Source organism: Allobosea sp. 2RAB26, assembly GCF_052115465.1.
Taxonomy (GTDB): Bacteria; Pseudomonadota; Alphaproteobacteria; order Rhizobiales; family Beijerinckiaceae; genus Allobosea.
On the sequence record NZ_JBFRGS010000007.1, the window covers coordinates 328952 to 346920 of the forward strand.

At 65.9% G+C, this 17969-nt stretch carries 17 protein-coding genes; 10 read left to right on the forward strand and 7 right to left on the reverse strand.

All coding sequences use genetic code 11. The features are described from left to right. Nucleotides 1–6 precede the first annotated feature (6 nt). The 4 genes from pstA to phoB are packed head-to-tail and all read left to right on the forward strand — an operon-like array spanning nucleotide 7 to nucleotide 3239. A complete protein-coding gene (gene pstA, locus AB4118_RS16655) occupies nucleotides 7–894 on the forward strand; it encodes a phosphate ABC transporter permease PstA (protein WP_441490779.1) in 888 nt (295 codons plus the stop codon). Nucleotides 895–938: 44 nt separating this feature from the next. Next, nucleotides 939–1739, forward strand: coding sequence for a phosphate ABC transporter ATP-binding protein PstB (gene pstB / locus AB4118_RS16660; protein ID WP_069878064.1), 801 nt, complete (start codon nucleotides 939–941; stop codon nucleotides 1737–1739). A 48-nt stretch (nucleotides 1740–1787) separates the two neighbouring features. After that, complete coding sequence (gene phoU / locus AB4118_RS16665) at nucleotides 1788–2507, forward strand: phosphate signaling complex protein PhoU (protein WP_069878062.1); 720 nt, start codon at nucleotides 1788–1790, stop codon at nucleotides 2505–2507. 33 nt (nucleotides 2508–2540) lie between these two features. Beyond that, nucleotides 2541–3239: a phosphate regulon transcriptional regulator PhoB gene (gene phoB / locus AB4118_RS16670; RefSeq protein WP_043235687.1), complete on the forward strand. Its 699-nt coding sequence runs from the start codon at nucleotides 2541–2543 to the stop codon at nucleotides 3237–3239. 119 nt (nucleotides 3240–3358) lie between these two features. Here the strand turns inward: phoB and AB4118_RS16675 are convergent, their stop codons facing one another. Next, nucleotides 3359–3679 (reverse strand): YnfA family protein, encoded by a 321-nt coding sequence (locus tag AB4118_RS16675; RefSeq protein ID WP_441490780.1) that lies wholly within the window; start codon nucleotides 3677–3679, stop codon nucleotides 3359–3361. A 74-nt stretch (nucleotides 3680–3753) separates the two neighbouring features. On the opposite strand from AB4118_RS16675, the gene AB4118_RS16680 reads away from it, so the two are divergent. Beyond that, nucleotides 3754–4971, forward strand: a complete 1218-nt coding sequence (locus AB4118_RS16680; protein ID WP_441490781.1) for a TIGR03862 family flavoprotein — start codon at nucleotides 3754–3756, stop codon at nucleotides 4969–4971. Nucleotides 4972–4980: 9 nt separating this feature from the next. Here the strand turns inward: AB4118_RS16680 and greA are convergent, their stop codons facing one another. Then, nucleotides 4981–5448 carry a transcription elongation factor GreA gene (gene greA, locus AB4118_RS16685; protein WP_441490782.1) on the reverse strand — a complete coding sequence of 156 codons (468 nt, stop codon included), beginning with the start codon at nucleotides 5446–5448 and terminating at the stop codon, nucleotides 4981–4983. 586 nt (nucleotides 5449–6034) lie between these two features. On the opposite strand from greA, the gene AB4118_RS16690 reads away from it, so the two are divergent. The 4 genes from AB4118_RS16690 to AB4118_RS16705 all read left to right on the forward strand — a co-directional run bounded on the left by AB4118_RS16690 (nucleotide 6035) and on the right by AB4118_RS16705 (nucleotide 11534). Continuing rightward, complete coding sequence (locus tag AB4118_RS16690; protein ID WP_441490783.1) at nucleotides 6035–6451, forward strand: DUF1801 domain-containing protein; 417 nt, start codon at nucleotides 6035–6037, stop codon at nucleotides 6449–6451. 184 nt (nucleotides 6452–6635) lie between these two features. Then, nucleotides 6636–9293, forward strand: coding sequence for an excinuclease ABC subunit UvrB (gene uvrB / locus AB4118_RS16695; protein WP_441490784.1), 2658 nt, complete (start codon nucleotides 6636–6638; stop codon nucleotides 9291–9293). 178 nt (nucleotides 9294–9471) lie between these two features. Then, a complete protein-coding gene (nirK, locus tag AB4118_RS16700; RefSeq protein WP_441490785.1) occupies nucleotides 9472–10602 on the forward strand; it encodes a copper-containing nitrite reductase in 1131 nt (376 codons plus the stop codon). A gap of 50 nt (nucleotides 10603–10652) precedes the next feature. Beyond that, nucleotides 10653–11534, forward strand: a complete 882-nt coding sequence (locus AB4118_RS16705) for a formylglycine-generating enzyme family protein (protein WP_441490786.1) — start codon at nucleotides 10653–10655, stop codon at nucleotides 11532–11534. Nucleotides 11535–11675: 141 nt separating this feature from the next. On the opposite strand, the gene AB4118_RS16710 is transcribed toward AB4118_RS16705, so the two are convergent. The 5 genes from AB4118_RS16710 to AB4118_RS16730 form a co-directional block, all read right to left on the reverse strand. Beyond that, nucleotides 11676–12314: a redoxin domain-containing protein gene (locus tag AB4118_RS16710; protein ID WP_441490787.1), complete on the reverse strand. Its 639-nt coding sequence runs from the start codon at nucleotides 12312–12314 to the stop codon at nucleotides 11676–11678. Between the two features lie 22 nt (nucleotides 12315–12336). After that, entirely contained in the window at nucleotides 12337–14520 is a 2184-nt protein-coding gene (locus AB4118_RS16715) for a protein-disulfide reductase DsbD family protein (protein ID WP_441490788.1), read from the reverse strand. A 266-nt stretch (nucleotides 14521–14786) separates the two neighbouring features. Further along, nucleotides 14787–15551, reverse strand: coding sequence for an ABC transporter ATP-binding protein (locus tag AB4118_RS16720; RefSeq protein WP_441490789.1), 765 nt, complete (start codon nucleotides 15549–15551; stop codon nucleotides 14787–14789). Further along, a complete protein-coding gene (locus AB4118_RS16725) occupies nucleotides 15539–16291 on the reverse strand; it encodes an ABC transporter permease (protein WP_441478728.1) in 753 nt (250 codons plus the stop codon). Before AB4118_RS16725 ends, AB4118_RS16720 begins: the two co-directional genes overlap by 13 nt. A 19-nt stretch (nucleotides 16292–16310) precedes the next feature. Continuing rightward, nucleotides 16311–17336: an ABC transporter substrate-binding protein gene (locus tag AB4118_RS16730; protein WP_441490790.1), complete on the reverse strand. Its 1026-nt coding sequence runs from the start codon at nucleotides 17334–17336 to the stop codon at nucleotides 16311–16313. Nucleotides 17337–17496: 160 nt separating this feature from the next. Between AB4118_RS16730 and AB4118_RS16735 the strand changes: the two genes are divergently transcribed. Then, nucleotides 17497–17964, forward strand: a complete 468-nt coding sequence (locus AB4118_RS16735; protein WP_441490791.1) for an Lrp/AsnC family transcriptional regulator — start codon at nucleotides 17497–17499, stop codon at nucleotides 17962–17964. The last annotated feature ends 5 nt before the right edge of the window (nucleotides 17965–17969 follow it).

Consider the following 17969-nt stretch of genomic DNA (forward strand, 5'->3'; position numbering starts at 1 on the left):
CTGGCCATGAACAGCGCCGTCACCCCGCCCGCAACGACGCCTCATCAGGTCTGGGGCCGCGTCCGCCCCGCGCGTCGCACCGCGGATCGGGCGATGAAGATCATCGCCACCAGCTTCACCCTTCTCGCCATCTTCGTGCTGTTCTGGATTCTCGGCATGCTGCTCGTGAAGGGGATCGGCGGGCTCTCCGTCGCGACCTTCACCCAGGTCACGCCCGGTCCCGGCAGCGAGGGGGGCGGCCTTGCCAACGCCATTGTCGGCTCGATCGTGCTGACCTTCCTCGGCATCGCCGTGGCGACGCCGGTGGGCGTGCTCGCCGGCACCTACCTTGCCGAATACGGCAAGGGCTCCAAGCTCGCGGACTTGATCCGTTTCATCAACGACATCCTGCTCTCCGCGCCGTCGATCCTGATCGGCCTCTTCGTCTACGTCATCCTGGTCGAGCCATTCCGCGGCTATTCCGGCTGGGCCGGCGGCGTGGCGCTGGGCATCATCGCGATCCCGGTGATCGTACGCACCACCGAGGACATGCTGCGCCTCGTGCCGAGCTCGTTGCGTGAAGCCGGTGCTGCGCTCGGCGCCCCGCCTTCGGTCGTCATCACCAGCGTGACCTGGCGGGCGGCGAAATCCGGCATGGTCACCGGTATCCTGCTGGCCCTGGCGCGCATCGCCGGCGAGACGGCGCCGCTGATCTTCACTGCGCTGAACAACAATTTCTGGTTCTCGCCCAGCCTCGTCGGCGGCGTCTCCAACCTGCCGGTGACGATCTACCAGTTCGCCTCCGCCCCCTATGAGAACTGGCAGCAGCTCGCCTGGGCCGGTTCGCTGATCATCACCGTCTCGATCCTGTGCCTCTCGCTTATCGCCCGCCGTATCGTGCGGGGCGGCAAATGAACGGCCTTAAACCCTCGTCGCGTTCGATCTGAAGGAACAAGTCGATGCTTTCGACGCTGGAACTGAGCCCGCAAGCGCTTGATGCCGAGGCCCCCGTCCGGATCGCGGTCAAGAACCTCGATTTCTACTACGGCGAGCACAAGGCGCTGAAGAACATCAATCTCGACTTCCGGGACCGCCATGTCACGGCCCTGATCGGACCGTCTGGCTGCGGCAAGTCGACCCTGCTGCGCATCTTCAACCGGATCTATTCGCTTTATCCCGAGCAGCGCGCCACCGGCGAGATCCTGCTCGACGGCCGCAACGTCATCAGCAACGATATCGATGTGAACGAGCTGCGCTCGCGCGTCGGCATGGTGTTCCAGAAGCCGACGCCTTTCCCGATGTCGATCTACGACAATGTCGCATTCGGCATCCGCCTCTACGAGAAGCCGCCGAAATCCGAGCTCGATGACCGCGTCGAAGGTGCGCTGCGCCGCTCCGCGCTCTGGGACGAGGTCAAGGACAAGCTGAAGACCTCCGGCATGGGCCTGTCCGGCGGCCAGCAGCAGCGCCTCTGCATTGCGCGGACCATTGCCCAGAAGCCGGAAGTCATCCTGTTCGACGAGCCGACCTCGGCGCTCGATCCGATCTCGACCGGCAAGATCGAGGACCTGCTCGAGCAGCTCAAGACCGACTTCACCATCGTCATCGTCACCCACAACATGCAGCAGGCGGCGCGCATCTCGCAGTACACCGCCTTCATGTATCTCGGTGAGGTGATCGAATTCGACGCCACCAACACCATTTTCATGAACCCGCACAAGAAGCAGACGCAGGACTACGTCACCGGCCGCTTCGGCTGAACCGGCGCCCAGCCTTCCAACTGCTTTGCCGACAAAGGATACGCCGCGATGACTGATCACATCGTCCGCTCATATGATGCCGATCTCGAGGGGATCCGCCGCAGCCTGGCCGAGATGGGGGGCATGTCGGAGCGCATGCTCGGCGATTCGACAGTCGCCCTGGTGCGCCGCGACACCGGGCTGGCACAGAAGGTCATCAGCGCCGACCAGCGCCTCGACAATCTGCAGCGCGAGGTAGAGGAGAAGGCGGTGCTCACCATCGCCCGGCGCCAGCCGCTCGCCAACGACCTGCGCGAGCTGATCTCCGCCATCCGCATCGCCGCCGATATCGAGCGTGTCGGCGATCTCGCCAAGAATATCGCCAAGCGCGCGGTCGCCATCTCCGGCCAGTTCCAGCCGCCGTCGCGCGCGGTCGTCGGCCTCGAGCATATGAGCCGCCTGGTTCAGGCCCAGCTCAAGGACGTGCTCGACGCTTACGCCGTCAGCAACGAGCAGAAGGCCATGGAGGTCTGGCGCCGCGACGATGAGATCGACGCGCTCTATACCTCGCTCTTCCGCGAGCTGCTCACCTATATGATGGAAGACCCGCGCAACATCACCTTCTGCACGCATCTCCTGTTCTGCGCCAAGAATGTCGAGCGCATCGGCGACCACACCACCAACATCGCCGAGACGATCCACTATCTCGTCACGGGCGAAGCCTTGGACGCAGCCCGCCCGAAGCTCGACACGACCAATATCCTTCTGGACGCCGCCACCGGTGAGTGACCGGCGCCCGACACCTTTGGGACCGAGTGAGACATGCCTGCACGCATCCTGATCGTTGAGGACGAAGAGCCGCTGACCCTGTTGCTGCGCTACAATCTCGAAGCCGAGGGCTTCGAGGTCGACAGCGTCGCGCGTGGCGACGATGCCGAGCTGCATCTGCGCGATCATACGCCGGACCTCGTGCTGCTCGACTGGATGCTGCCGGGCCTTTCCGGCATCGAGCTCTGCCGGAGGCTGCGGACCCGTCGCGATACCGAGCGGGTGCCGATCATCATGCTCACCGCCCGCGGCGAGGAAACCGAGCGTGTGCGCGGCCTCGCCACCGGGGCCGACGACTATGTCGTCAAGCCGTTCTCGCTGCCCGAGCTGATCGCCCGCATCCAGGCGTTGCTACGCCGCGCCAAGCCGGGTCATGTCGCCGGCCTGTTGGCCGCCGGCGATCTCGAACTCGACCGCACCACCCGCCGTGTCCGCCGCTCAGGCAGCGAGCTGCATCTCGGCCCGACCGAGTTCCGCCTGCTCGAATTCCTGATGCAGGCGCCGGGGCGGGTCTATTCCCGGGCCCAGCTGCTCGACGCGGTCTGGGGCCGCGACGTCTATATCGACGAGCGCACCGTCGACGTCCATGTCGGCCGGCTGCGCAAGGCGATCACTCCTGACAACGCCAAGGACCCGCTGCGGACCGTGCGCGGTGCCGGCTATGCCTTCGACGAGACCTTTGCGCGGAGCTGAGACTTGGATCATCGGGGACTTGGATCATCGGGCCGGATATCGAATCCGCCCGACGATCTAACCGTCTATGGTTGCATCGGCCTTCCCGAAAACCGCAATCCACCTTTCGGGCCGATACCCTAGCGCGGCCCTGCGATGATGATCGCCGCGCCGGCGAGGCAGATCAGCCCACCGATAATGTCCCAGCGGTCGGGGCGAAAGCCTTCCACGGCCCAGAGCCAGACGAGCGAACTGACGATGTAGACGCCGCCATAGGCGGCATAGGCCCGTCCGGCGGCTTCGCTCTCCGCCAGCGTCAACAGCCCGGCGAACAGGGCGAGCGAAAACAGTCCGGGTACGAGCCACCAGACCGGCTTGCCGAGCCGGAGCCAGCCCCAGAACGCGAAACAGCCGGCGATTTCGAGAATGGCTGCGCCGAGATAAGCGGCGATGGTCGGCATGGTTCGTCCCTGTCGATGGCCTTCGGGGCGGGATTACCCTTGACCGCAGGGCGCGCTGACGGCAAGCCGGACCGATGCCCACACATCACGTCGCCATCATTGGAGCAGGGCCCTCCGGGCTGATCGCGGCCGAGCGCCTCGCGGCAGCCGGGGACACCGTCACGATCTACGATCGCATGCCCTCTCCGGCCCGCAAATTCCTGCTGGCCGGGCGCGGCGGATTGAACCTCACCCATTCCGAATCGCTCGACGGCTTCCTGCCCCGCTATCGCGATGCGCAAGCCTGGCTGGAGCCGGCCATTCGCGCCTTCCCGCCACAATCCCTGCGCGACTGGGCCGATGCGCTCGGGCAGGACACGTTCGTCGGCAGCAGCGGCCGCGTCTTCCCGCGCGCCATGAAGGCCTCGCCCTTGCTGCGGGCATGGCTGCGCCGGCTCGAGGGCCTCGGTGTCAGCTTCGCGCCTGGTCATCGCTGGACCGGCTGGAGCGCGGCGGGAGCTCTGACGTTACGGCACCGCGATGGCGCCGAGGTCGAGGTGCGGCCCGACGCGACGCTGCTCGCGCTCGGCGGCGCGAGCTGGCCACGGCTGGGTTCGGATGGTGGCTGGGCGCCCTTGCTGGCGGCGCGCGGAATTGCGATTGCGCCGCTGCGCCCGGCCAATGGCGGCTTCACGGTCGATTGGTCCCAGACCATGCGAGAGCGTTTTGCCGGAGTACCGTTGAAACGCATCGTCCTGAGCTTCGGCGGCCAATCCGTGCCCGGCGAGGCGATGATCGATGCGACGGGTCTGGAAGGCGGCGCGGTCTATGCACTCTCTGCCCCGATCCGCGAGACGATCCTGCGCGAGGGCAGGGCGGTCATCACCATCGATCTGCGGCCCGATCACGAGGCGGCGCTGCTGGTCCAGCGCCTCGCGCATCGTCGCAAGGGCGTGACGATGAGCAATCATCTGCGCAAGGCTGCAGGTCTTGCTCCATCCGCGATTGCGCTGCTGCGCGAAGCGGCGAAGGGGCCACTCCCCGAAGACGCGGAGAGGCTGGCCGCACTGATCAAGGCCGCGCCTCTGGTGCTGACCGGTCTCAGGCCGATCGAGCGGGCGATCTCCACCGCCGGTGGCGTCGCCGCCGCGGAGATCGAGGAAGGCTTCATGCTGAAACGCTTGCCCGGTACCTTTGTCGCAGGCGAGATGCTGGATTGGGAGGCGCCGACCGGCGGCTATCTGCTGCAGGCCTGTTTCGCGACCGGAGTCGCAGCTGCAGCAGGGATTCAGGCCTGGCTCGCGGATAGCTGAACGATCGCCTCAGGCGATCGCGATGATCTCGACCGCCTCAGTGCCGATGCTGACGCTCTCGCCAATGCCCTTGCCCATCAGCGCGCTCGCCAACGGCGCGACATAGGGCAGCGTTCCGTGTGCCGGATCGGCCTCGTCCTCGCCGACCAGCCGCCAGTTCTGCTCGCGCCCATCAGCCCGGCGGATCGTCACTGTCGAGCCGAAGCGGACGATGTCGTGCCTTTCCTGCGCAGGGGCCAGCTTGGCGCTGGCGCGCCGCGCCGCCCAGTAGCGGAACTCGCGCCGCGTCTGAGCGATCTCGGTGCGGTCGCCTCCGGCCAACGCCGCCGCGTGTTCGTCATGCCAGCGCGCCAGCTGGGCCTCGATCTGTGCGAGCCCTTCAGGCGTCACGAGGTTTGGGTGAGGCGAGACTGGCCGGTCCGGCAGCTCGTCCAGGGTCCCTCTTTCCTCGGCTTCCTTGACGAAGGCGCGAGTCATTCTGGCCTCCTCCTATTGATCTCGGCACATCCGGCGAACCGGACCACAGCTTTCAGTGTTACGTCCTCACGACTGCTTGCGATGCAGCGCCAACCCGATGCTGGAATCTGAAGCGGCGATCACTTGGAGATGGGGATCAGGCACTGCCGAAGACAAGACCCGAACAGTCTACACCCCCGTGTCCGGCCGCACCATCAAGAGCAGAGCCATCGCGCGCTGCCCCTGGCCCCGGATCACGAGCGCAGTCTCGTTCCCAAGGGGGCAGCCGATGCCGGAAGAGCGCCGCGCTTGCGTCGGGCCGTCCATCGCGGCCACCTTGATCCTGAGTTGCGAGACCCGACGGCGATCGTCCGGGAGGGGCAACGGCGATCGTTGCGCGCGCAGGCTTCGATTGACTGACGGATAGCCCAATGATTATGAATGCAGATCAATAGCCAGAGAGTTATGCGTTGTGATCCGTGCAGACGCACCGTGCTCTCCAAGACGTTTGCCGGCCGGCCCAGCCTCTTCGAGAGGTTGCGCTGCGAGCTCGAGCAGACGGTTGGCCCGATCCCAGAAGCGAGAGTTCCGGAGAGAAGGGAAGATCATGAGCCAGAGCGAGTCCCAGAACGAAAACTCCCCGTCTCAGATGATCGACGGGCGGATCACGGAGCTGGGCGACTGGCGAGGCAAGATGCTCTCCCAGCTCCGCGCATGGATCAGACAAGCCGATCCCGAGGTGGTCGAGGAGTGGAAATGGCGAGGGGTTCCGGTGTGGTCCCACGACGGATTGATCTGCACTGGGGAGACCTACAAGAGCGTCGTCAAAATGACCTTTGCCAAGGGGGCCTCACTCGACGACCCATCGGGCCTCTTCAATTCCAGTCTGGATGGCAACACCAGGCGGGCCATCGACATCCACGAGGGTGAGACGATTGACGAAGGGGCATTGAAGACTCTCATTCGCGCAGCCGTGACCCTCAACATGTCCGGCGGCTGCGGCAAGACCAAGTCCCGCGGATAAGCCTCGATCCGTCTCGATATGCGCCGGCGTGCGATGAAAGCCGGACTTGCATCGCGCCCGCCCCGGGACTGCTTCAATCCGGCTGCTCCTGGCACAGTGTACTCCTGTCACCTGCTGTCAGTTATCCGCCTGCTGCGACGGCGTACCCCTCGCGCTCCGACCGGTTTCGCCCCATATTGCCGCCATGCCGAAAAGCTCCGACACGACCGCCAAGGCTAAGCCTGCAAAGAAGCCCGCCTCCGCGCGCACTCCGAACTCCAAGGCCACCAAGCCCGAGTTGAAGCCGCTCGAGGGCTATCTTGCCGATCTGCTCAATCCCGCGATCAATCGCGGCAGGGCGGTCCCGGGCGGCGCCTCCGGTTTCAGCGACCTGCCGCAGGCCGGTTATGGCGAGCCGCGCCCCGGCGACACCAAGCTGAAGAAAAAGCCGAAGAAGAACGACGCGGCCTCCGCCTTCGGCGAAGCCGAAGGCGAGACCGCGGCCTCCGTCACCGCGCATTCGCTGCAGCACCTGCTCGAGTCCGGCAGCCCCTTCATCGATCCAGGCAAGCCCTGGACGCCACACCGCCCGGCCCGGCCGGACAAGTCCGAGGGCGGAATCGCCTTCCGCATGCAGTCGGATTTCGAGCCTGCGGGTGACCAGCCGACCGCGATCGCCGATCTCGTCGACGGCGTCGCACGGCAGGAGCGCGACCAGGTCCTGCTCGGCGTCACCGGCTCCGGCAAGACCTTCACGATGGCCAAGGTGATCGAGGAGACGCAGCGCCCGGCTCTGATCCTCGCCCCAAACAAGACGCTGGCCGCACAGCTCTACGGTGAGTTCAAGAGCTTCTTCCCCGACAACGCGGTCGAATACTTCGTCTCCTACTACGATTACTACCAGCCGGAGGCCTACGTCCCGCGTTCTGATACGTTTATCGAGAAGGAATCCTCGATCAACGAGCAGATCGACCGCATGCGCCACTCGGCCACGCGCTCGCTGCTGGAGCGCGACGACGTCATCATCGTGGCCAGCGTCTCCTGCATCTACGGCATCGGCTCGGTCGAGACCTATACGGCGATGACCTTCGCCATCAAACTCGGCGAGCGCATCGAGCAGCGCCAGCTCATCGCCGATCTCGTCGCCCTGCAATACAAGCGCACGCTCGGCGATTTCGCCCGCGGCACCTTTCGTGTGCGTGGTGACGTCATCGAGCTGTTCCCGGCCCACTATGAGGACCGCGCCTGGCGCATCGGCCTGTTCGGCGACGAGGTCGAAAGCATCTCGGAATTCGATCCGCTCACCGGTCAGAAGACGGCCGACCTCGAATTCGTGAAAGTCTACGGCAATTCGCACTACACCACGCCGCGACCGACGCTGACCCAGGCCGTCAAGTCGATCAAGGAGGAGCTCAAGGCCCGCCTTGAGGAGCTCAATCGCATGGGGCGCTATCTCGAGGCGCAACGGCTCGACCAGCGCTGCACCTTCGACATCGAGATGATCGAGTCGACCGGCTCCTGCAACGGCATCGAGAACTATTCGCGCTATCTCACCGGCCGCAAGCCGGGCGAGCCGCCGCCGACCCTGTTCGAGTACCTGCCCGACAATGCGCTGGTCTTCACCGATGAGAGCCACGTCACCGTGCCGCAGATCGGCGGCATGTACCGGGGCGACTTCCGCCGCAAGGCGACATTGGCCGAATACGGCTTCCGCCTGCCGTCCTGCATGGATAACCGGCCGCTACGCTTCGAGGAATGGGACGCGATGCGCCCGCAATCGGTGCATGTCTCGGCGACGCCCGGCGGCTGGGAGATGGACCGCACCGGCGGTGTCTTCACCGAGCAGGTCATCCGTCCAACCGGGCTGATCGACCCACCGGTCGAGGTCCGCCCCGCCAAGCACCAGGTTGCCGACCTGCTCGACGAGATCAAGGAGGTCACCGAGAAGGGCTACCGCAGCCTCGTCACCGTGCTGACCAAGCGCATGGCCGAGGACCTGACCGAGTACCTGCACGAGAACGGCGTGCGCGTGCGCTACATGCATTCCGACATCGACACGATCGAGCGCATCGAGATCCTGCGCGATCTCCGCCTCGGCGCTTTCGACGTGCTGGTCGGCATCAATCTGCTGCGCGAGGGCCTGGACATCCCGGAATGCGGCTTCGTCGCCATTCTCGACGCCGACAAGGAAGGCTTTCTGCGCTCCGAGACTTCGTTGATCCAGACCATCGGCCGCGCCGCCCGCAATGTCGACGGCAAGGTCATCCTCTATGCCGACCACATCACAGGCTCGATGGAGCGCGCGATGGCGGAGACCAATCGCCGCCGCGAGAAGCAGGAGGCCTATAACCTCGCGAACGGCATCACGCCGCAGACGATCAAGCGCGCCATCGGCGACATCCTCGGCTCGGTCTACGAGCGCGACCACGTCACGGTCGACAAGGGCTTGGTCGATGCGCCGATCGCCGGGCACAACCTCAAGGCCGCCCTGGCCGATCTCGAGAAGCGCATGCGCGAGGCTGCCGCCGATCTCGAATTCGAGACGGCCGCCCGCCTGCGCGACGAGATCAAGCGCCTGCAGGCGACCGAACTCGCCATCTCCGATGACCCGCTCGCCCGCCAGAGCGATGTCGAGGCCTCGGCTGGCAAGTACAAGGGGGAGCGCAGCTACGGCGCGTCGGCGAACCTGCCGACACGGGCGCGCAAACCCACCGATGAGGACATGGGCCCGCATAACTGGGGCGGCGGCGAAGCCAAACCGGTCTCGCGTCCGCGCAAGCCGAACTTGGACGAGATGGGTCCGGTTCCGGAATCTCGGCCGAAGGGCGCGGGGGAACAGGCCAAGCGACGCGGCCGGCGATAGCTGCCCGTAGTGGCTCTGCCCGAGTCCAGCATCTGCCGTTCCCTGCTCCGGGCGCGCCAGCGCCACGGCCAAAGGGCTGCAAGACCTACCGCCCGAATGCTCTTCGACCTTGGTCCGTAGTTCCACGACTGCACCGCCGGTATCCTTTCGAATGAATGGTGCTCAAGGGGGGATGGCCATGGGACAGGCATTCGAGATTGCCGATGGTAAGGCCACCATCTCCCGACGTGCCGCCCTCAGGGGCGCCGCATTCCTGGCCGGGGCGCTGGTCGCTCCAGCATCGGCTCAGGCGCTCGATCTGCCGCGACAGAAGGTCGAGTTCGTCGCACCGCCCTTCGTTCATCCTCACGAGCAGGCGACCAAGCTGGGCCCAAGGATCATGGAGTTCAGGCTCTGGGTCGAGGAGAAGAAGATCGTTATCGACGAAGAGGGCACCACGTTGCAGGCCATGACCTTCAACGGGTCGATCCCTGGGCCGCTTTTTGTCGTGCACGAGGGTGATTATGTCGAGGTGACGCTTGCCAATCCCGACACCAACTCGATGGCGCACAATATCGACTTCCATGCTGCTGCGGGCGCATCAGGCGGTGCCGATCTGACCTTGATCAACCCCGGGGAGCAGACCGTGCTGCGCTGGAAGGCGACCCGGACGGGTGTGTTCGCTTATCACTGCATCCCAGGTGCCATGACCCCCTGGCATATCACCTCGGGCATGAGCGGCGCCGTGATGGTGCTGCCGCGGGACGGCCTCAAGGATGCGGCCGGACGGCCGCTTCACTACGATCGCGTCTACTACATCGGCGAGCATGATTATTACGTTCCGCGCGACGAGAAGGGCAAATTCAAGCACTACGACACGCATGGCGACGCCTACATGGACACGATGGAGGTCATGCGAAAGCTGGTGCCAAGTCACGTCGTGTTCAACGGCGCGGTCGGAGCCCTGACGGGCAAGAACGCGATGCCCGCAAAGGTCGGTGAGAACGTGCTGATCGTGCATTCCCAGGCAAGTCGCGACACACGCCCACATCTGGTCGGCGGGTTCGGCGACTATGTCTGGGAGACCGGCAAGTTCTCGAATCCTCCCGAGACCAATCTCGAAACCTGGTTCATTCGGGGCGGATCCGCGGGCGCGGCGCTCACCAAATTCCTTCAGCCCGGCATTGTCGGTTACGTGAACCACAACATGATCGAGGCCTTCGAACTTGGTGCGACAGCCCATTTCAGGGTCGAGGGTCAATGGAATGATGACCTGATGACCCAGGTAAAGGCTCCCGAACCGATTGTGAGCAACGTCGCGCACAAATGATCGGACCATCACCCGCCTAAGGCCGTCGGACGGCCGCCTCGGGAGGCATCATGCTGTCCGCGTTCAAACTCATGGCCCTGGCCAGCGCGGCGCTGGCGCCCATCGCGATCTCGGCCGTTGCGCCGGGATATGGCACCGGATCGGCGACAGCACGTGCGCCGCTCCCGGATTTCGTGGAACTGCGGTCGGGTACATTCCGCTACCGTGCCAGCGGCGAGTTCTTGCGGAACGGGAAGCCGATCATCGCGCCGATTGTGGCGGTTGCTGTCGACAGGCCGCTGGCTGTGATGAAAAATCAGGTCACGGTCGCGGATTATCTGCGCTGCGTCAAAGCCCGAGCCTGCCCGATGGCGGGCACCGACGCCGCTGCCGCTGACCGTCCCGTCGTCGGAGTGAGCTGGCGGGATACTCAGGCCTATGCGTCCTGGTTGTCACGCGAGACGGGGGCGACGTTTCGGCTGCCGACGGACGAAGAGTGGGCCTATGCAGCCGCGAGCCGATTCCACGACGACGCCCTGCCGGAAAGCCTCGATGGCGGCGACCCTGGCCAGCGAGCGCTTGCGATCTATGACAGGGACGCGAGCCGCGTGACGACAGTCGCAAAGGCACCGCAACCGATCGGAAGTTTCGGTGCGAACGAGAATGGCCTTCTCGATTTGGCCGGCAATGTCTGGGAATGGACCGACACCTGTTTTCAGCGCATCGCCGTCGATGCTACGGGAGCAAGGACGGCTGTCCTGGCCAATTGCGGGGTTCGCGTCGTTGAGGGCCGCCATCGGGCCTACATGTCGGATTTCGTTCGCGATGCGCGCGCCGGCGGCTGCGCATCCGGCACGCCTCCGAGCAATCTCGGCTTCCGGCTCGTACGTGACGACGTTTCCCGGTTCGGATGGCGCTTTGTCCTGGGGCTGGTCCAGCTGGTCGCGAGATAGGCGACGCTCAAGGAGACGCCCCAGGCCCCGCCGGACCAGGGATCCGATCGTCGATGTGGCCGATCAGGCACCATGCCGCGCTGACCTTGACATAGGTGGATCGGCGGCACCGCGACAGTGCGGAGGCGGCGCTCGCCGCCGTCAGCTCAGCGGGGCGAGCTTGATCGCGCAGCCATAGGCCTTGGTTGTGGCTTCTGAGATCGGTTTGCCGGCCTTCATTTCGGCGACTGCCTGGCGCACATAGCTCTTGGCGCCGTTCAGGCTGGCGGCGCTGGCCGAGGGCTTGTCGTCGATCGCGCCCGCATAGACCAGCGTGCCCTTGCCATCGATGATGTACAGATGCGGCGTGGTCTGCGCGCGATAGGCGCGGCCCATGGTGCCCTTGGAGTCGAGCAACAGGTCGCTGGGGGCGGCGTTGCGCGAGGCGGTCAGCCCCTTGGCCTGGGCGGCCGTGACATAGCCCTGCTCACCCGGCGGTGAGGAGACGACGCTCAGCCAGACGATGCCCTCCTTCGTCATATCGCGCTGCAGGCTCTGCATGGTGCCGCTGTTGTAGTGTTTGCGGACATAGGGGCAGTCGTGATTGGTCCATTCCAGGATCACGGTCTTGCCCGCGAATTCGGGGAGCGACCGGGTCCGGCCGTCGACATCGAGCGCCGAGAAGGCGGGAGCCGGCGCACCGATCCGCGGGCTGCTCTGCGCGAGCGCCGGGCCCGCTGCGAGGGTGAGGCCCGCAAGGACCAGGCCTGCGATGAAACTCTGACGTGTCACAGCTGTCATGTCTGCCTCCGTCTTCCCAGGATCAGGGCCGGTTCTGCGCGGTCCTCGCCTCTTTGCCGGCGGCACGGCCGGCGGCCTCGACCAGCATGTCGGTCGTGAGGAGTTGCGGCAGGATTTCGGGCGGCGCGCCCTTCGTGGCGGGATAGAACAGGTAGAGCGGCACGCCGGCCCGGCCGTGCTCGGCAAGCGCGGTTGCGATGGTGGCATTGCGGTTGGTCCAGTCGGCCTTGAGATAGGCGACGTTCAGCTTGGCAAAGGTGTCCTTGACCTCCTGCCGGACCAGTGCGACCCGCTCATTGGCGAGGCAGGTGATACACCAAGCCGCGGTGAAGTTGACGAAAACGGGACGCCCTTCCGCCTGCAGCGCGGCGACGCGCTCGGGAGACCAGGGCTCGATGTCGCCGGCCCGTGCTGCGTCCGTCGCGCTTGGAACGGCACTCTGCAGCACGAAGGCCCCGGCGCTGACGGCGACGAACAGGGCGAGAGCCGACAGGGCGATTCGGGTCCGCCCGCCGGCACTGCGGCCGAGGCCGAGCAGCCAGACGAGGAAGCCGGCGGCGAGGATCGCCGCCAGAGCGGCAAGCACGCCGCCGGGCCCGGCCTGGACGGAGGCGACCCAGACCAGCCAGGTCGCAGTTGCGAACATCGGGAAGGCAAAGGCCTGCTTGAGGATCACCATCCAGCGGCCGGGCTTGGGCAGCAGACGCAGCCAGCCGGGAGCGAAGGACAGGATGACCACCGGCGCGGCAAAGCCGAGCGCCAGCGCCAGGAAGACCGCAAGCGCGATCTGCGGCGGTTGCGTCACGGCATATCCCATCGCCGCGCCCATGAAGGGGGCGGTGCACGGCGTCGCGACGATGACGGCGAGCGCTCCGGTCATGAAGGCGCCCAAGCGTCCGCCGCTGGAGGCAAGCCCATGTCCGGCGCCCTGGACGGAGCCGCCGATTTCGAATGCGCCGAGCAGGTTGAGGCCGATCAGCACCATGATGACCGCCAGCGCGATCACGACGGGCGGCGATTGCAGCTGGAACCCCCAGCCGATGCTGGTGCCAAGCGCTGCCAGCGCGATCACCGCGCCGGCAAGGATGATGAAGCTGGTGAGGACGCCGCAAAGGAAGAGCAGACCCTGCTCGCGCACCTCGGCGCGGCTCGCCTGCGCGGCCTGCGCGAAGCCGAGCGCCTTGATGAACAGCACCGGCAGCACGCAGGGCATCAGGTTGAGGATCAGGCCGCCGGCGAAGGCGAAGGCCAGTGCCGCCCAGAGCGTCAGGTTGCTTTCGGGCGCTGCGGCGACGCGCACCACGGCCGGGGCCGGGGCCGCTTGCGGCGCCGTGGTGGAATTGACCAGCGCAGGCTCGACATCGGCCATCAGGCTGAGCGCGCGCGGCACGCCGGCCTCGCGATAGGTGATGACCCCGCCGAGCTCGGTCTCGCCGACCTTGAACGAGCTGGAGCGGGCAAGTTGCAAGACCGTGCCGGCGGCAGTGTTCGTCGCGGTCTGCGGGGCTGCGTGCTCGATCAAGGTCTCGAGCAGCGGGAAGTAGCGCAGCTCCTCGACGGGCTGCCCGAGGCCCGGCAGCGCGAGGGCGAGCGCATCGCCGTCCTTGGTCAGCTTCGCCCGGAAATCGGCAGGTTGCGGCAGCGCGGCGCGGGCCGCATCGATCCGCGACTGTGCCGCCTCATCGGCGACCGGGGCCGGGCCGACCTTGAGGCCGAGCGTGAAGGAGCCTTCCTCGGGGATGCAGATTTTTTCGCAGACCAGCCAGGTCGCGTTCGCCTTGAGGGCAAGGCGCTCGCCCGGCTGTGCGCCTTCGGGAACGGTGATCTCCACCGGCAGCAGCACGGCATCGCTGAAGCCGAAATTGACGAGCGGCTCGACCGGGAGCGCCTTCGGCGCCGGCCATTGGATCGCACCGGCGCTGAAGCCTGCGGGCAATGTCCACTCGATCCGCGTCGGTTCGCCGGAATCGCCGGGATTGGCCCAGTATGTGTGCCAGCCCTTGGCGATCTTCTGGCTGAGCGCGACCTGGAAGCGCTCGCCGGGCGCAACGACGTCGCGGCTGGAGAGCAGGGTCGCAGTGACGCGGGGGCTGGTGACCGCAGCAGATTCGGCGGCAAGGGCGGCGCCGGGCAGGAGCAGTGCGAGGATGAGGAGGCCCCGCCGCAGCAAGCCGTTTGTAATGCGCTCGACCATGTTTTCCGTCATCAAATCGTAAAAGCCTCAGCTCACCTGCCCCAGATTGGCGCTGCGCGCCAATGACAAGCCGGTGATAGCGCGTGAGCAGGGCCTTCTTCGGGCGTCAGGCGCAGGGATGCCCCGCGCCATGATGTCGCCCCGCGCACGGGAGCGTCACCATTCCGGACGAGCCGCGCAGCGCCGCCGTTCCGGACGCGATCATCGCTCCCGGCGCCCGTGAGGGCGTCCGAGGCTGCGCTGCGCTGCGCGGAATCACGACGTGGTGTGACCGGCGATCAGATCGCTGCGCCATCCGCGACGATATCGGCGCCAAGTCCGCGGCGCACGGCTCGCACGATCTCGGTCTCGGCGGCGGCCCCGCGGCGGCGCGGACGCGGAGCGGTGATCCGATGCTCGGCGATGATCTGGCCGGGTGCGCCCGAGAGCACGACGACGCGGTCGGCGAGATAGGCAGCCTCGTCGATGTCATGCGTGACGAAGAGCACGGTCTTGCCGGTGCTTTGCCAGACGCGGATCAGCTCGTCTTGCAGGGTTTCGCGCGTCAGTGCGTCCAGTGCCGAGAAGGGCTCGTCCATCAGCAGGATCTCCGGCTCGACCGCGAGCGCGCGCGCCAGCGAGACGCGTTGGCGCTGGCCGCCCGAGAGCTGGTGGGGCCAGCGCTGTGCGAGCTGACCGAGCCCCACAAGATCGAGCATCTCCTGAGCCTGCTTGAGCCGCGCAGGGCGCGAGGCCCGCCCCTCGAGCCCAAAGCCGACATTGGAGATCACCTTGCGCCAGGGCAGCAGGCGCGAATCCTGGAAGACCAGCGCGACCGGCCGGCGGGTCCGGTCCCTGGCATGGAAGATGACCTCGCCGCCGCTCGGTTTGGCGAGCCCGGCGATGACGCGCAGCAGGGTCGACTTGCCGACGCCGGATGGGCCGACAATGGCGAGGAATTCGCCGCGCGCGACCTGGAGGTCAAGCTTGTGCAGCACCTCGGTCGCTTCCCCGTCGCGGGTGAAGGTCAGCGACAGGGCCTTGATGTCGATCACGCTTTCCATCGCAGCACCCATCCCTGGAAAGCGACGAAGGCGGTGTCGAGCAGGCCGTAAAGCGCGGCCATGGTCAGCATGTAGATCACCACGATGTCGGTCGCGAGCAGGCTGGAGGCCTGCATCATGCGCTGCCCGACGCCGGCGACGCCAAAGATCTCGGCGGCGACCACCGCCATCCAGGCCTGGCCAAGCGCGGTGCGGACGCCGACCAGAATGCCGGGCATTGCGGCCGGCAGCAGGATCTTGCTCAGACGCTGCCAGGCCGATCGGAAACCAAACGCATCCGCGACCTCGATCAGGTCACGATCGACACCGCGGATCGCGCCCTGTGCCGCAAAGAAGACGATCCAGAACACGCCGATGGCGATGATGAAGACCGCCGCCGACGGATTGACCCCGAACCAGATGATGGCGAAGGGCACCCAGGCGAGGCCGGGAATCGGCCGAAGCACGCGCACGACCCAGGCCGTGGCCTCTTCCGCGGTGCGCGACATGCCAACGAGCACGCCGGTGGCAATGCCGAGGCCGGCGCCGACGATGAGGCCCGTGAAATAATGGCCGAGCGAGCCGCCGATCGCCGACAACCACGCGCCCGAGGTCACTTCGCGCCAGAATGCCTTCGGCAAGGCAGACGGGCCAGGCAGGAAGGCCGGGTTCACCAGCCCGAAATAGGGGATCGCCTCCCAGAGCAGCAGGAAGGCGAGGAGGCCTGCAAAGGCGAGGGCCGGAGCCCTGAGCGAGGTCAAGATCAGCCGCCGGATTCTGTCAGAGGGTTTTGATGGCGCGCTCGTAATACTGGGTCTCGAACAGTCCGTCGAAAGGCAGTTCCTTCTCGAGCGAGCCGAGCTTGACCTGATAGGCCTGCATCGCACGCGACGGCTCGATGATGACGCGCGGATCGATCTGGAACTTGCTGGCGGGCGAGGTCAGCGCCTGTCGGATCAGGGCCGGGTCGACGATGCCCTTGCCAAGCGCGGCGCCGACATGCGGGGCAGCCTTGTCGGGGTCCTTGGCGATCAGAGCGGCGGCACGCACCAGGCTCGTCACCAGCTTCTGCACGGCGTCCGGATTCTTGGTGACGAAATCGCCTGATGCTGCGACCACGGTCCCGGGCTGGCCGGGGAACAGCTCTTCGCCGCCGGCAATCAGCTTGATGCCGGGATTGCGGGTCTGGATGATCGACAGCGCCGGCTCGCGCACGATCGCGCCCTCCACAGCTGCAGCGAGCACGGCCTGCTGTGTCGCGTCGATGCCCATGGGCACGACCTCGACATCGGCCTTGTCGGCCTTGGCGACCTCCCAGAGCCAATATTGCAGGGTGGTGTTGGGCACCGAGCCGGCCGGCTGGGTCGCAAGCCGGGCCGGTTTTCCGGTGGCGGCCCTATGCGCCTTGAAGGCCGCAGCCGGTGCGGTGCCGGGCGTGAAGAACTTGGCGAGCGCGGGAGCTGCCACGAAGACGTTCTCGGCAATCGCAGTTGCGGCCACGACGCGAATGTCGACGCCGCGCGAGCGGGCGACGGCAAGCGGCGCGATGCCAGCGACATAGAGGTCGATCGTGCCCGAGGCCAGGGCCTGGATCATGTTCGGACCGGATTCGAAAACCGTGAAGGCGGCATTGATGCCGGCCTCCTTGAGCCAGCCTTCGCCATTGGCAACGAAGACGGGCGCCGTGCCGATGACCGGGATGTAGCCGACACGGGCTGTCACGCCGCTCTGGGCCCATGCAGCGCCGGCAAGGGGAGTGCTCGCGAGAAGCGAAGAGCCGGCGAGCAGAAACTGGCGGCGATCCATCGATCCATCCTTCATGAAAATCGGTCCGACGAGAACGCCGGTTGACAGATTGAGAAAAGGATTTTCTATCTGAATGCAAGATGCGGGCATCGAAAAGATGATTTTTCTCTAGATTCCCAATTCAATAGGAAATTAATTCTCCAATCGATGGGCTGAGAGAATGGATGCGATCGACCGGAAAATCCTGACTGTCCTGCAAGGTGATGCGAACATCTCGATCGCCGAGCTGGCCGATCGCGTCGGCCTCTCGCAGACCCCCTGCTGGAAACGGATTCAGCGGCTGGAGGCGACGGGCGTCATCACCAAGCGTGTCGCGCTGGTGGCGCCGGAGAAGATCGGACTCGGGCTCACGGTCTTCGTCCAGATCGAGACCGCCGACCATTCCGGTCCCTGGCTGGAAAAATTCGCGCAGATGGTCGCGTCGATGCCGGAGGTCATGGAGTTCTACCGGATGGCCGGCGATGTCGACTACATGCTGCGTGTGGTGGTTGCCGACATGGCGGCCTATGACGGGTTCTATAAGCGGCTGATCGAGACGATTCCGCTGAAGAACGTCACCTCCCGCTTCGCGATGGAACGGATCAAGGCGACCACGGCCTACAAGGTTCCGGACCTGCCGAAAGTGTAAGGGTC